This is a genomic window from Cellulomonas sp. KH9 (genome assembly GCF_900114185.1).
GTDB lineage: Bacteria > Actinomycetota > Actinomycetes > Actinomycetales > Cellulomonadaceae > Cellulomonas.
Genome location: NZ_FOSE01000003.1, coordinates 645,573 through 659,934, shown reverse-complemented (window position 1 = coordinate 659,934; position 14,362 = coordinate 645,573). Strand labels below are relative to the sequence as shown.

Annotated in this window: 10 protein-coding genes; 6 read left to right on the top strand and 4 right to left on the bottom strand. The window is 75.0% G+C overall.

From position 1 onward, the window contains the following. Nucleotides 1-82 precede the first annotated feature (82 nt). From BMZ16_RS12740 to BMZ16_RS12730, 3 genes are read left to right on the top strand one after another with little or no spacing between them, the layout of a single operon-like run. Complete coding sequence (locus BMZ16_RS12740; protein WP_089801149.1) at nt 83-352, top strand: exodeoxyribonuclease VII small subunit; 270 nt, start codon at nt 83-85, stop codon at nt 350-352. Further along, a complete protein-coding gene (locus BMZ16_RS12735) occupies nt 349-1,308 on the top strand; it encodes a carbohydrate kinase family protein (protein ID WP_089800948.1) in 960 nt (319 codons plus the stop codon). Before BMZ16_RS12740 ends, BMZ16_RS12735 begins: the two co-directional genes overlap by 4 nt. Then, nucleotides 1,305-1,973, top strand: a complete 669-nt coding sequence (locus tag BMZ16_RS12730) for a carbonic anhydrase (RefSeq protein ID WP_089800946.1) — start codon at nt 1,305-1,307, stop codon at nt 1,971-1,973. Before BMZ16_RS12735 ends, BMZ16_RS12730 begins: the two co-directional genes overlap by 4 nt. A 66-nt stretch (nt 1,974-2,039) precedes the next feature. Here the strand turns inward: BMZ16_RS12730 and BMZ16_RS12725 are convergent, their stop codons facing one another. From BMZ16_RS12725 to BMZ16_RS12710, 4 genes are read right to left on the bottom strand one after another with little or no spacing between them, the layout of a single operon-like run. Next, the gene (locus BMZ16_RS12725; protein ID WP_089800943.1) at nt 2,040-3,308 is read right to left on the bottom strand and encodes an ABC transporter ATP-binding protein; all 1,269 of its coding nucleotides are present in this window, start codon (nt 3,306-3,308) and stop codon (nt 2,040-2,042) included. A 26-nt stretch (nt 3,309-3,334) separates the two neighbouring features. After that, on the bottom strand, nt 3,335-4,168 hold the full coding sequence (locus BMZ16_RS12720; protein ID WP_089800941.1) for a carbohydrate ABC transporter permease: 834 nt from the start codon (nt 4,166-4,168) through the stop codon (nt 3,335-3,337). After that, nucleotides 4,165-5,139, bottom strand: coding sequence for a carbohydrate ABC transporter permease (locus tag BMZ16_RS12715; protein ID WP_089800939.1), 975 nt, complete (start codon nt 5,137-5,139; stop codon nt 4,165-4,167). The genes BMZ16_RS12720 and BMZ16_RS12715 overlap by 4 nt, the downstream gene beginning before the upstream one ends. Continuing rightward, nucleotides 5,136-6,419 carry an extracellular solute-binding protein gene (locus BMZ16_RS12710; protein ID WP_089800937.1) on the bottom strand — a complete coding sequence of 428 codons (1,284 nt, stop codon included), beginning with the start codon at nt 6,417-6,419 and terminating at the stop codon, nt 5,136-5,138. The genes BMZ16_RS12715 and BMZ16_RS12710 overlap by 4 nt, the downstream gene beginning before the upstream one ends. A 152-nt stretch (nt 6,420-6,571) precedes the next feature. Here BMZ16_RS12710 and BMZ16_RS12705 point away from each other — a divergent pair, with 152 nt between their 5' ends. The 3 genes from BMZ16_RS12705 (at nt 6,572) to BMZ16_RS12695 (ending at nt 14,357) form a co-directional block, all read left to right on the top strand. Continuing rightward, the gene (locus BMZ16_RS12705; protein ID WP_089800935.1) at nt 6,572-8,008 is read left to right on the top strand and encodes a class II fumarate hydratase; all 1,437 of its coding nucleotides are present in this window, start codon (nt 6,572-6,574) and stop codon (nt 8,006-8,008) included. A 197-nt stretch (nt 8,009-8,205) separates the two neighbouring features. Then, nucleotides 8,206-11,550 (top strand): FtsX-like permease family protein, encoded by a 3,345-nt coding sequence (locus tag BMZ16_RS12700; RefSeq protein WP_089800933.1) that lies wholly within the window; start codon nt 8,206-8,208, stop codon nt 11,548-11,550. Continuing rightward, nucleotides 11,547-14,357: an FtsX-like permease family protein gene (locus BMZ16_RS12695; protein WP_089800931.1), complete on the top strand. Its 2,811-nt coding sequence runs from the start codon at nt 11,547-11,549 to the stop codon at nt 14,355-14,357. The genes BMZ16_RS12700 and BMZ16_RS12695 overlap by 4 nt, the downstream gene beginning before the upstream one ends. The last annotated feature ends 5 nt before the right edge of the window (nt 14,358-14,362 follow it).

Sequence of the window (14,362 nt, the reverse complement as noted above, 5' to 3'; positions counted from 1 at the left end):
CCCGGGCCGGGCGTTGCGCGGCGCACGGACGCCGACGTGGGACGGCGCGGCGGGTCCGCTGGTCGGCTGGTTGACTGTGCGCGTGGCACGATCCGAGACGACCGGCGCAGCCGGTGACGAGAACGCGACGCCCACCCTCCCGGACCCGGCGGGCCTCGGCTACGAGCAGGCGCGCGACGAGCTCGTCGCGATCGTCGCGCGGCTGGAGTCCGGCGCCGGGACGCTCGAGGAGTCGCTCGCGCTGTGGGAGCGCGGTGAGGCGCTGGCCGCCCGCTGCCAGGAGTGGCTCGACGGTGCCCGCGCACGGCTGATGGCCGCCCGCGGCGGCGACCGGACGGAGGAGGACCAGTGACCGGCGAGGCACGTGCCCTGGTGGTCGGTGAGGCCCTGGTCGACGCCGTCCGCCGCACCGACGGGACCCGCGACGAGCACCCGGGCGGCAGCCCCGCGAACGTCGCGCTCGGCCTGGCACGCCTCGGCAGGCGCGCCGACCTGCTGACGTGGCTCGGCCACGACGCGGACGGCGACCTGGTGCGCCGTCACCTGCAGCGCTCGGGCGTCCACGTGCTGCGCGGCGACCGCGCCGCGGTCCGGACCCCGGTGGCCACCGCCCACCTGGACGCCGAGGGCGTCGCGACGTACGAGTTCGACCTCGAGTGGGACCTGCCCTCGTCGTGGGACGAGGACGACGCCGCGCCCCTGGTCGTGCACACCGGGTCGATCGCGACCGTGCTGGCGCCGGGCGCCGCGAAGGTCGCCGAGCTCCTCGCGAGCCGCCGCGCCACGTCCACCCTCACGTACGACCCGAACCTGCGCCCGGCGCTCATGGGCGACCCGGCCGACGTCCGGCCGGTCGTCGAGCGCCTGGTGGCCCTCGTGGACGTCGTGAAGGTCAGCGACGAGGACCTGGCGTGGCTGCGGCCCGGCGTCGCGCCCGCCGAGATCGCCGAGGCGTGGAGCCGGTCCGGCCCCGCCCTGGTCGTGGTCACGCACGGTGGTGAGGGTGCGTTCGCGGTCACGTCGGCCGGCGCGCGCCTGTCCGTCGCGGCGCCCCGCGTGACCGTGGCCGACACGGTCGGCGCCGGCGACTCCTTCATGGGGGGCCTGGTCGACGGCCTGTGGGAGGCCGGGCTGCTGGGCGCCGACCGGCGCGCCGCGCTGCACGACGTCGACACCGCGACGGTGCGGGGGGTCCTGGAGCGCTGCGCCCGCATCGCGGCGATCACGGTGTCCCGCCCGGGTGCGAACCCGCCGCGACGCGACGAGCTCGACGAACCGACCGACACGACGGAGGGCACCCCCGCATGACGGCTGCGACCACGACACCGACGACGCCCGCCGAGGCCTGGGCGGAGCTGAACGCCGGCAACCTGCGCTTCGTCGAGGACCGGATGCTGCACCCCTCGCAGGGGATCGACCGTCGCACCGAGGTCAGCAGCGAGCAGCACCCGTTCGCCGTGGTCTTCGGCTGCTCCGACAGCCGGGTCGCGGCCGAGATCATCTTCGACCAGGGCCTGGGTGACCTGTTCGTGGTCCGCACGGCGGGGCACGTGCTCGACACGACCGTCATCGGGTCGATCGAGTACGGCGTCAACGTGCTGGGGGCACCGCTGGTGGTCGTCCTCGCGCACGACTCGTGCGGCGCGGTCGCGGCGACCGTCGAGGCGATGACCAGCGGCAACGTCCCGCCCGGCTTCGTGCAGGCCGTGGTGGACCGCGTGATCCCGTCGATCGTGGGGCTCACCGCCTCGGGGCGGCCGCTCGACTCGTTCGATGCCGCCACGCTCGGCCACGAGCACGTCCTGCACACCTCCCGCCAGCTGCACGGGTACTCCGTGTCGCTCGCGGACGAGATCGCGGCCGGGCGGTGCGCGATCGTCGCGCTGGAGTACACCCTGGCCGACGGCCGGGCGCGCGTCGCGCAGGTCATCGGCGACATCGGCGCCGGACCGGGCGTCGTCCCGCAGCACTGACGTCCCGTCGCCCCGCCCCGGTGCCTCCCGGGACGGGGCCTCCCGGGACGGCGCGACAGGACGGGCTCAGGCCGCGGGGTCGCGGGCGGCCTCGGCGCGCCGGTGCGCCCGCTCCGTGGTCCGACGGCGCTCCTCGACGCTCTCCTCGTCGGAGCGCCGCGCGGACTCGCCGTCGTACGTGAGGTTCTCGCCCGTCTCGGGATCGAAGACCAGCAGCCGTGCCGGGTCGAACCAGAGCTCGGCGGTGTCACCGTCGCGGACCCGCGCCTCGGAGCCGAGCGCCGCGACCAGCTGGGTCCGCATGCCCTCCCCGTCCAGGTCGCGGTCGAGCTCCTCGAGGGTCTTCTCCACCGAGGCGTGCGTCTCGAACGGCACGTACGCGTACAGCTCGGCCCCGAGCCACTCGATCACGTCCACGTCCGCCTCGAACGTCACGCCGGTGCCGCGGGTGTCGTCGTCGAGGGTGCTCGCGTCCTCGAGGTGCTCGGGCCGCAGCCCGACGATGACGAGGTCCCGGTCCCCGATCCGGGCCCGCAGGTCGTCCGTCAGCGGCACCTCGGTCAGCGGGAGCCGCAGCACGTCACCGTCGACCTCGCCGGGCAGGAAGTTCATGGGCGGGGAGCCGATGAAGCCGGCGACGAACAGGTTGACGGGCTGCTCGTACAGCGCCCGCGGGCTGGCGACCTGCTGCAGCACACCCTTCTTCAGCACCGCGACGCGGTCGCCGAGCGTCATCGCCTCGGTCTGGTCGTGCGTCACGTAGAGGGTGGTGGTGCCGAGCCGGCGCTGCATGCGGGAGATCTCCGTGCGCATCTGGCCGCGCAGCTTGGCGTCGAGGTTGGACAGCGGCTCGTCGAACAGGAACGCCCGTGCGTCCCGCACGATCGCCCGGCCCATCGCGACACGCTGCCGCTGACCGCCGGACAGGTTGGCGGGCTTGCGGTCGAGGTGCTCGCGCAGCTCCAGGGTGTCCGCGGCCTTCTCGACGCGGGCGCGGACCTCGTCCTCCGAGTACTTGCCCTTGTCGAGGCGCAGCGGGAACGCGATGTTCTCGAACACGCTCAGGTGCGGGTAGAGGGCGTAGTTCTGGAACACCATCGCCAGCTTGCGGTCGCGCGGCGCCTTGTCGTTGACCACGTCGCCGTCGATCGTGATCTCGCCGTCCGTGATGTCCTCGAGGCCCACGACCATGCGCAGCAGGGTCGACTTCCCGCACCCCGACGGCCCGACGAGGATGACGAACTCGCCGTCGTCGATGTCCAGGCTCACGTCGTTCACCGCCGGGTACCCGTCGCCGTACTCCTTGACGACGTGGCTCAGCGTGATCGCTGCCATGACGCTCCTCCTCCTGCGACGGCCCGTCAGCCCTTGACGGCGCCCTGGGTGAGCCCGGCGACGATCTGGCGCTGGAACAGCAGGACCAGCACGACGACGGGGACGGTGACGATGACGGCGGCGGCCGAGATGGCCCCCGTCGGCTCCTCGAACTGCGAGGCGCCGGTGAAGAACGCGAGTGCCGCCGGCACGGGCCGGGCGCGCTCGGTTGACGTCAGGGAGATGCCGTAGACGAAGTCGTTCCACGCGAGGAAGAAGGCGATGATCGCGGTGGTCGCGACGCCCGGCCCGGCGAGGGGCACGATGACCTTGCGGAACGCCTGCGCGGTGGTGGCGCCGTCGACCTGTGCGGCCTGCTCCATCTCCCAGGGGATCTCCCGGAAGAACGCGGACAGGGTCCAGATCGACAGCGGCAGCGTGATCGACAGGTACGGGATGATCAGGCCGGCCCAGGTGTCGAACAGCCCGATCGTGCGCCAGATGTTGAACAGCGGCGTGACGATGGAGATCACGGGGAACATCGACACCCCGAGGGCCAGCCCCAGGACCAGCGCCTTGCCGGGGAAGTCGAGCCGCGCCACCGCGTACGCGCACAGCGCGGCGAGCACGACCGAGATCGCCGTGGCGATCAGGCAGATGCCGACCGAGTTGCGCAGCGCCGGCAGGAACAGGCCCGACGCGTCACCGGTGAGCACGAGCTGGTAGTTCTGCCACGACACCGCCGACGGCAGGAACGACCCGTTGTCGAGGTCCGAGGGCGCCTTGAGCGACAGGGACACGATCCAGGCGACCGGGAACAGGCAGTACGCGAAGATCAGCAGCCCGCCGACCCACCACCACACCTTCGTCCGCGTTCTCATCGTCCCGCCCTCGTCGACGCCGCCAGGTTGACCTTGAACCCCTTGACGAACAGCAGCGCGATCAGCGCGACGCAGACGGTGAGCAGCACGGACACGGCCGAGCCGATGCCGATCTCGAGGCGCTGGATGGTCTGCCGGTAGGCGAGGAACGACACCGACTCGGTGCCGGCCGCGCCGTTCGTCATGATGAAGATGTTGTCGAAGATGCGGAACGCGTCGAGCGTGCGGAAGAGCAGCGCGACCATGATCGCGGCCTTCATGTTGGGGATCGTCACGCGCCGCATGCGCTGCCACCAGGTGGCGCCGTCGACCTTCGCGGCCTCCTGCAGCTCGCCCGGGACCTGCGCGAGGCCCGAGAGCAGCAGCAGCGAGATGAACGGCGTCGTCTTCCAGATCTCCGAGATGGAGATGACCGTCACCGCCGTGCCGAACGACGCGAACCAGTCGAGGTCGTCGGGGACGAACGGCAGCCAGGTGTTCACGAAGCCGCTGGTGATGTCGAACATGAACCGGAACGCGAACGCCGAGACGACCGTGATGATCGCGTACGGGATGAGGATCGCGGTGCGCAGGGCGGGCCGCAGCGAGCCCAGCGCGTTGTTCATCACCAGCGCCAGCGCGAACCCGAGGACGAGCTCGACGACCACGGTGACGACCGTGATGAGCACCGTCACCCACAGCGCCTGCCACCAGATGGGGTCGGACAGGATGAGCGCGTAGTTCTCCAGGCCCACGAACCGGCGTGCGTCGGGGTTGGTGAGCTTGTAGCTGTACAGGGAGTCCCAGACGGCCTGCAGGATCGGGTACCCCACCACGGCGACGAGCACCAGCACGGCCGGCGCGCACAGCAGGAGCCCGAGGCGGGCCTCCTGGCGGCCACGGTCCGAGCGGCGCGGGCGGCGGGGACGGTCGGTGGGGGCGGCGGCGCCCGCGGTGGTGGCCGCGGGGATGCCGGTGGTCGCGGCGCTCACAGCAGTGCCCTCCCCTGCAGGACGTCGACGATGAGGTCCTCGGCGCGGCTCGGGCTGCTGTCGGGCGAGACCGACCGCGGCGGGTGCCAGGTGCGCTGCAGGCTCGTGGAGACCTCGTTGTAGAACGGCGTCTGCGGGCGCGGGGCCGCGTTCTGCAACGACTCCTTGATGAGGTCGGCCATGGGGAAGGCCTCCTGCACCTCCGGTTCGTCGAACGCGACGAGCGAGCCGGGCGGGTTGCCGTCGGACAGGTAGAACTCGGCCTGCTTCTGCGGGTCGACGATGCACTGCGCCGCCTGGAACGCCAGGTCCGGGTGCTCGCTGAACGCGCTGACGCCCAGGTTCACCCCGCCGTACGGCGGCCGGGCCGGCTCGCCGGCGACCGACTGCGGGTACATCGCCCACCCGTAGTCGTCCAGCACCGCCTGGTCGAGCGTGCCCGCCTCGACGGCCGACTTGGCGCGCTGCCACACGAACGGCCAGTTGACCATGAAGCCCGCGGAGTCCCCCTCGAACATCGAGGCGTTGATGTCCTCGTCCGCGTTGGAGAGCTGCGGCCCGCCGACGCCCGCGGCGCTGAGGTCCGCGATGATCTGCGCGGCCGTGCGGCCGGCGTCGGTGTCGAGGTCCGGGACCACCGCCTGCGGGTCCTCCTCGTCGGGGTTCTGCAGGATCTCGCCGCCCGCGGACGTCACGAGGGCGTTGACCCACACGGTCAGCGACTCGGCGCGCGTGCCCTGCACCGCCACGGTCACGCCCTGGTCCGCCGCCGCCTGGATGATCTGCTCCCAGGTGACGGGCTGCGACATGTCGAGGCCGGCCGCCTCCGCGACCGACTTGCGGTACCAGAGCAGCTGCGTGTTCGCCCAGAACGGCACGGTCACGAGCTCGCCGCCGAACGAGGCGCCCTCGACGGCACCCTCCGCGACGTCCTGCGTCACGACCTCGGCGACCTCGTCCGGCACCGGCGCGAGGAACCCGGCGTTGGCGAACTCGGGGATGAACGGGGGGTCGATGCTCATGAGGTCGATCGACGTGTCACCGGCCGCCAGCCGGCGCACGAGCTGCTCGCGCTGACCCGGGGCGTCGCGGGGCTGCAGGGTGGTCGTCAGGACGTACGCGCCGTCCGACTCCTCGGTGCACTGCTCGGCGATGCGGGCACTCCCCCCGGAGTCGGGGTTGACGTACCACGCGATGGTGGGCGGGCCCGACTCGGCCGACGCGCACGCGGCCAGGGGTGCCACGAGCGCCAGCGCGAGGAGGGCGGTGGGACGTCGCACAGGGAACCTGACCTCTCGCTCCATCGGGATGGCCGGACGAGGACATCCGACTACGACCTGCAGGGTTCCGCCACCGGAGCGCGGCCGCGGCGCACCGGACTCCCGCGTGCCACCCCCGCGGAGCACCCCGCGACGGTGGAAGGATGAGCGCCATGACTGACACGAACGGTCCCGACGTCGCGGCCGCCGACGCCCAGCCCGCGTACCGCATCGAGCACGACACGATGGGCGAGGTCCGCGTGCCCGCCCACGCGCTGTACCGCGCGCAGACCCAGCGCGCGGTGGAGAACTTCCCGATCTCCGGGAGCACCCTGGAGCGGGGCCACATCGAGGCGCTGGCCCGCGTGAAGAAGGCGGCCGCCCGCGCCAACGCCGAGCTGGGTGTGCTCCCCCAGGACGTCGCCGAGGCGATCGCCACCGCCGCGGACGAGGTCGCGTCGGGGGTCCACGACGCCCACTTCCCGGTCGACGTCTACCAGACCGGCTCGGGCACCAGCTCGAACATGAACACCAACGAGGTCCTGGCCACGCTCGCGACGCGCCTGCTGGGCCGCGACGTGCACCCGAACGACCACGTCAACGCGTCGCAGTCGTCGAACGACGTCTTCCCCACCTCCGTGCACGTCGCCGCCACCGCGGGCGTCGTGCGCGACCTCGTGCCCGCGCTCGAGCACCTCGCCGGCGCGCTGGAGGAGAAGGCGACCGCCTGGGCGCAGGTCGTGAAGTCGGGCCGCACCCACCTCATGGACGCGACCCCGGTGACGCTGGGCCAGGAGTTCGGCGGGTACGCCGCAGCGGTGCGCTACGGCGTCGAGCGCCTGCAGGCGGCGCTGCCGCGCGCCGCGGAGGTCCCGCTGGGCGGCACGGCCGTCGGCACCGGCATCAACACGCCCGCCGGCTTCCCGCAGCGGGTGATCGCGCTGCTCGTCGAGGACACGGGCCTGCCCCTGACCGAGGCGCGCGACCACTTCGAGGCACAGTCCTCGCGCGACGGGCTCGTCGAGCTGTCCGGTGCGCTGCGGACCATCGCGGTCAGCCTGACCAAGATCTGCAACGACCTGCGCTGGATGGGCTCGGGCCCGAACACGGGCCTGGCGGAGATCGCGCTGCCCGACCTGCAGCCCGGGTCGTCGATCATGCCCGGCAAGGTCAACCCGGTCGTCCCCGAGGCCGTCCTCATGGTCTGCTCGCGGGTCGTGGGCAACGACGCGACGGTCGCGTGGGCCGGTGCCAGCGGCACCTTCGAGCTCAACGTGCAGATCCCGGTCATCGCCTCGGCCGTCCTGGAGTCGGTCCGGCTCCTCGCCAACGCGTCGCGCGTGCTGGCCGACCGCACCGTGGCCGGCACGACGCCCAACGTCGACCGCGCGCGCGAGCTGGCGGAGTCGTCCCCGTCGATCGTGACCCCGCTGAACCGCGCCATCGGCTACGAGAACGCCGCGAAGATCGCCAAGCACGCCGTGAAGGCGGGCGTGACGATCCGCCAGGCGACCCTCGACCTGGGCTTCGTCGAGCGCGGCGACCTCACGCTCGAGCAGCTCGACGCGGCGCTGGACGTGCTCGCGATGACCCGGCCGCCGCGGGCCTGACCCGCCGGGCGTGCGGGGCGTCCGGCAGCCCGGGAGGGCCCGGGACGCCCCGCACGCCACGGAATTGACCCGCCTGCCGACCCAACCTTTCCTGTCACCCGAAAGAGTGTCGGAGCACCCCCCACCTGCGCTTTCATCTCGCCTAGCATCGCCCTGCGGTCGCGCGACGACGACGGCGCGGACGAGAGGTGGGCGCTATGGGCTGGCGGTCGCAGGTCCTCCTGGGACGCCTGCGCGACCAGGCCACCGTCCTGGCGACGGTCACGCTGGTCACGTTCGTGGCCACCACGCTGCTCGGGACGTTCGCGTACCTGCTGCACGCGACGGGCGACGGCGCGGTGGACGCCGCCCTCGCCCGCGTGCCGGACTCCGAGCTGACGCTCGAGACGAAGATCCGCCTGTCGAACCGCGACGTCCGGGCCGCCGTCGACGCCGCCTCGACCGTGATCGGCGACACCCTGGGCGGCGTCCCGACCGAGCAGACGACCTGGCTCACGGGCCGCCTGTGGATGCTGCCCCGCGACCCCGGCGGCGGCACCGCGCCGATGGCGTACCCCGCGAGCACACCGGCCGTGCCCGAGCACGCGGAGCTGCTGTCCGGGTCCTGGCCGGAGCGCGCCCGGGACGACGCGGGCCGCACCCCGGTCAACGTGCCCGACGTCGCCGCGAAGCGCTACGGCTGGTCGACGGGCACCGAGATCCCGGTGCGCACGCTGGGGGGCCAGACCACCGACACCTGGGTCGTCGTGGGGACCCACGTGCTCACGGGCGGCAGCCTGCAGTGGTCGCGCGACCTGCTGGGCGGCACAGGGCACGACGCCGCGTTCCCCGTCCCCGGGAGCGGGGGGCGGCTGACGGCCGACGCCTGGGGCCCGGTGGTCGTGGCGCCCGAGACCCTGCTCGGCGCGGGCACCACGGAGACCGCGAACGTCCTGTTCACCCCGACCGTCACCGACCTCACCCCTGGCGCCCTGACCGACGTGCGGACCGCGCTGGAGACCACCCAGGCGCGCCTGTCGGCCGCGCTGAAGGAGGCCGGGGTGAGCGGCATCGTGCGCACGGACCTCGGCACCACCATCGACGCCGCCGCGCGGGAGCTGGCCGTGACCCGCATCGGCGTCATCGTCGTCGGGCTCCTGCTGGTCGTGCTCGCGACCACGGTGATGCTGCTCACCGCGCGGCTGCTCAGCGAGCGCCGCGCCGGTGAGGGCGCGCTGCTGGCGGCACGGGGCGGGGCGCCGCGCCAGCTGCGCTCGCTCGCGGTGGCCGAGGCCGCCCTGGTCGCGGCCCTCACCGCGGCCGTGTCCCCGGTGGCGGCACGCGCCGTGTTCGACGTCCTCGCCGACCGCAGCGGGCTCGGGGCGGCCGGCCTGCGGACGCCGCCCGGTGTCCCCACCTCCGTCTGGATCGCGTGCGGCGCCGTCGCGGTCGTGCTGGCCGTCGCGCTCGTCGTGCCCGCGTGGCACGTCAGCGGCTCGTCGAGCGCCGCGCCGCACGCCGCGCTGGTGCGCACGGGTGCCGACCTCGGGCTCGTCGCGGTCGCCGGGGTCGTCCTGTGGCAGCTCGTCGACTACGGCGCCCCGCTGACCCAGGGGGCGTCCGGCGTCCGGCTGGACCCGGTGCTCGTGGCCGGCCCCGCGCTGGTCGCGCTCGCCGCGGCCGTGCTCGCGCTGCGGCTGGTGGGGCCCGTGGCCCGCGGGGCGGACGTGCTCGCCCGCCGCAGCCGGTCGCTGGTCGCACCGCTCGCGGCGTGGCAGGTGTCGCGCCGGACGGCCGCCGCCACGGGGACCACGCTCGTCGTCGTCCTCGCCGTCGGCGCCGCGACCTTCTCCCAGGCCTTCCAGGCGACCTGGCGCGAGTCCCAGCTGGAGCAGGTCGACCTGGCGCTCGGCACCGACGCCCGCATCGACGGGCAGCCGCCCGAGCGGCTGACGGGGTCGGCGGACGTGCGCGCCGTGCTGGCGGACGCACCCCCGGGCACCCGGCTGCAGCCCGTGGTCGACCGGACCGCGAACCTCGGGCGCAACCTCGGGCCCGACCGGGGCACCGCCTCGATCGAGGCCCGCCTGGTCGCGGCCGACACCACCGATCCCGGTGCGCTGCGCGGCCGGTCGGACCCGTCGTGGGCGACGCTCGTCGACGGGCTGGGCGGGACCACGGGGCCGGACGCGGCCGGCCTGCCGCTGCCGGGCGACCCCCAGTGGATCGTCGCGACCGTGACGCCCGGCACGTCGCCGTACGCCGAGGGCCGCCTCGACCTGCAGCTCGCCGTCGAGGACGAGGCCGGGGTCCGCGCGTGGCTGAGCGCACCGGAGCTGTCGCTCGGCTCGCCGTCGCTGCTGGTGCTCGAGGTCCCGCGGTCGCGCGGACCGCTGCGGCTGGTCGCGCTGCGGGGCGTCGTCGGTCTGCAGGCGGTACCGGCCGAGGTGCCGCAGGGGGCGCAGGGACAGGGCCGGCTGGGCCGGATCGGCGTGGCGCTGCACGACGTGCGGGTGGTCGACCGCACGGTCGGTGCGGGGTCGGACAGCGAGGCGCTCACGGCCTCCGGGACCGACGGCACCGCCGTGGAGATGACCGCGTCGGGGTGGCAGGGGTCGGCGACCACCGACGGGACCCGCCGGGACGTCGGGACCGGGGAGGCCGCCGCCGTGCCCGCCCCCTCGTCCCACCCGGCGAACGCGCTCGTGGTCGACGGCGCGTTCGACGTGGTGAGCCTGACCAACGGCAACGGCGTGCTCGTGGCCCACGCGTGGCCCTCCTCCCCGACGCTGCCCGTCGTCGTCACCTCGTCGTTGGCCGAGCGCGCCGCCTCGGGCAAGGGCGCCGTCCTCGTCCTGCGCGCCGGCGGTGCGCAGATCAGCGCCGAGGTGCAGGAGGTCACGCCGCACCTGCCGGGGACACCCCGGGGACCCGCCCTGCTGGCCGACCGCACAGCGCTCGCCCGTGCGGTCACCGAGGCCGGCGGGACGGACCCGCTCGTGGACGCCTGGTGGCTCACGGCGTCGGACGAGGCCGCGCCCGCGCTCGCCGCGGAGATCGCCCGCTCGACCGGGGCGACCGCCACGGTGCGCGTCACCGAGCGGGAGGCGGCGGTCGCCGGGCCCCTGCGTGTCGCCGTGCCCGCCGCGTTGTCGCTGGTCACCGGCGCCACCCTCGTGCTCGTGCTCGTGGGCCTCGGCGCCAGCACCGCCGCGGCCGTGCGGTCGCGGCGCCTGGAGCTGGCGAGGCTGCAGGCTCTCGGCGCAGGGCGGCGCTCGCTCGTGGCCGGGCTCGTCGGCGAGCACGCGCTGCTGGTCGCGCTCGGTGCCGTCGCCGGCGCGGCCATCGGGTACGGCCTGGCCCGCGTCGTCGCCCCCATCCTCACGGTGTCCACGGACGGCCGCCGACCGGTGCCGGCCCCGGTGCTCGCGTGGGACCCGGGGGCGTCGCTCGCCCTGACGACCGGGCTGGCTGCCGCCGCCTGCGCGGTCGTCGCCGTGCTCGCCGCGGCGCTGGTCCGACGCGCCTCGGGGGCGCTCCTGCGGCTGGGGGACGACCGATGAGCACGACCACCACCGCCGCACGCGCCCGGGCCACGACCGGCGACGCCCTGCTGGTCACGCGGCGGCGGGCCGCGCAGGACAAGGGGTTGCTGATCGGCAGCGCGGTCCTGCTGCTCGCCTCCCTCATCATGACGTTGGCGGTCCCCCGCCTGCTGGAGCGCACGGCGGACCGGGCGGTGCAGGAGAGCATCGTCGCGGCCGGCGACGACGCCGACCTGCTGGCGCGTGCCATGCCCGACCCGTACGGGGAGGGACCGAAGGACCCGGTGACCCTCAGCTACGAGTCGGCGGGGTGGCTGCGCTACCAGTTCGGGGACGTCACGCACCCCCCGGTGGTGACGATCTCCTCCGCGTACACCGTCATGCGGACGCCCACGGGGTCGTTCGCCGCGGACCTCGTGCACGTCGCCACCCCGGGGGCCGGGACGGACCCGGTGCGCTGGGTGGTCGGCACCGCCCCCGCCGCCGTCCCCGACCAGCCGGACGAGGCGGACGAGGCGGACGACGCGGACGACCCGAGCGGCGCGGAGGCGGCGGACCCGCTCACCGTGCAGGTCGGCCTCAGCACGGCGGCCGCGGCCGCGCTGGGCATCACGCTGGCCGACGGTCCGATGACGATGCGCCGTGACGAGCCCGGCGGCTACGACCACGTCGTGGTGACGGGCCTCTACGAGCCCGTCGACCCGACGTCCCCGGTCTGGGCGGACCACCCCGGGCTCCTCGGGGCCCTGACCTCGGCACCCGGCGCGCCGGTCGAGATGCGGGTCTCGGTGTACGTGCCGTTCGAGGCCGTCCCCGACATGGTCGGGGTGGTGGGCGAGCGCGCGGTCCGCAGCGCGGCGCGTGCCGCCGTGCGCACCGACGGGATGACGGTCGACGACGCGCACGCGCTGGTCACCGACGTCCTGCGGACCTCGGCCACCACCGGACGCCTCCAGACCGGCCTGCCGGGGGTCGTCGAGGCGTTCGACGCCGGCATGGCCGCAGCGCGGGCGCAGGTCTCCCTGGTGCTCGCCGGCGTGGCCACCACCGCTGCCCTGTGCCTCGTGCTCACCGCGTCGCTCCTCACGGAGCGCCGCCGCACGTACTTCGCGGCCGAGCGCGCCCGTGGCGCGTCGATCGCGTCCGTCGCGGTCCGCGCACTCGTCGAGTCGGTCCCCGTCGTCCTGCTCGCCGGCGTGCTCGCGACCGCCGCGGTCCTGGTCTGGCTGCCCGACCAGCGGGGCTCGGCCCTGCTCGCGGTGGCCGTCGCCCTCGTGGCCGCCGGCGCACCGGCCGTGCTCGCGGCACGCACCGCGGCGCAGGCCGCGAACGGTCGCCGCGTCCCGGCCGACCGTCGGGACCGCGCCGCGCAGCAGGCGCGCCGCGGGGCGCGGCGGCTCGTCGTCGAGGGCGTGGTCGTGACCCTCGCGGTGGCGGCCCTGATCGCCGTGACCGGCCGCGGCGTCGTCCCGCTCGAGTCCGGCGAGATCGACCCGCTGCTCGCCGCCGCGCCCGTGCTCCTGGCGTCCGCCGCGGCCCTGGTGGTCGTCCGGGTGTCCCCCGCCGTGGTCCGCGCGGCGGCCCGCTGGGCAGGGCGGTCCCGTGGTCTCGCGGCGCCGCTCGCGGTCGCCCGCGCGCACGGCGCCACCAGCGCGGTCGTCCCCCTGCTCACCGTCACGGTCGCCGTGGCCCTCGTCGTCCTGTCGGGCACCGTCGTGCAGACGGTGCGGACCGGGCAGCGGCTGGCGGCGGACGAGCTCGTCGGCGCACCCGTCCGGATCGACGGTGCGCTCGACGCGGCCGGCGGCGCGGAGCTGCTCGACCGGCTGCGGGAGGCACCCGGCGTCACGACCGTCGCGACGGGATCGCAGGTGGGCAAGCGCGCGTTCGGCGAGCGGACCGGCCTGCGGGCGACGCTCGTGGTCGTCGACGCCGCCGAGCTCGACGCGGTGCGCCGCGCCCAGGGTCTGCCCGAGGTGGCCGGCCTGGCGGCGCTGGCGGAGCCGGGACCCGCCGGCACCGTCCCCGCGCTCGTGGGCGGGGACCTGCTGGCGAAGGCCGGCACGGAGGGCACCGAGGAGGTCATGACGGCGCTCAACGCCACGATCCGGCTGGACGTGCGGGGTGCCACCGAGCTGAGGGCCGACGCCGGCGCACCGCCGCTGGACACGCGCGCGGCCGTCCGCTTCGGCCGGCCGGACGACGGGATCGTCGTCGTCGACCGCCAGGTGCTCGCCGACGTGGCGGCGCAGGAGGCGAGCGTCGACCGCGTGTGGCTCGCCGGCCCGGGCGCCGTGGCCGCGGTGGCGGCCGAGAAGATCGCCCCGCCCGCCTCGTCGGGGCTGGTCGTGACGACCCGCGACGGCTGGTACCAGGCCTGGTCGCGGTCGACGCTGCCCTCGGCGCTGACGGCCACGTTCCTCGCGGCGACGGGCGTGCTGGCCGGGCTGTCCGTGCTCGCCCTGGTGCTCGTGGTCGTGGCGACCGCGCGGGAGCGGGGGCGGACCCTGTCCGCCCTGCGCACCCTCGGGCTGGACGGGCGGACGGCCCGGTGGGCGACGCTCGGGGAGCTGGCGCCGCTGGTGCTCGGCGGGCTGCTGGGCGGCTGCGTGATCGGGCTGGGGCTGCCGGCCCTGATCGGCGGGTCCCTCGGCCTGCGTCGGCTGACGGGCGAGCCGCGAGGGACCACGATCGACGTCACGTGGTGGCCGATCGGCGTGGCGGTCGCCGCGCTGCTGGTCGCGCTCGTGGCGGCCGTCGCCGTCGAACGGGCCGTACGCCGCCGGGACCGGCTCGGGGAAGTGCTGCGGGTGGGTGAACGATGACCAGG

Bases quoted from the DNA above. Each gene is read 5' to 3' on its own strand.
- BMZ16_RS12730 (WP_089800946.1), top strand. From the start codon at position 1,305: ATGACGGCTGCGACCACGACACCGACGACGCCCGCCGAGGCCTGGGCG.
- BMZ16_RS12725 (WP_089800943.1), bottom strand. From the start codon at position 3,308: ATGGCAGCGATCACGCTGAGCCACGTCGTCAAGGAGTACGGCGACGGG.
- BMZ16_RS12720 (WP_089800941.1), bottom strand. From the start codon at position 4,168: ATGAGAACGCGGACGAAGGTGTGGTGGTGGGTCGGCGGGCTGCTGATC.
- BMZ16_RS12705 (WP_089800935.1), top strand. From the start codon at position 6,572: ATGACTGACACGAACGGTCCCGACGTCGCGGCCGCCGACGCCCAGCCC.
- BMZ16_RS12700 (WP_089800933.1), top strand. From the start codon at position 8,206: ATGGGCTGGCGGTCGCAGGTCCTCCTGGGACGCCTGCGCGACCAGGCC.
- BMZ16_RS12695 (WP_089800931.1), top strand. From the start codon at position 11,547: ATGAGCACGACCACCACCGCCGCACGCGCCCGGGCCACGACCGGCGAC.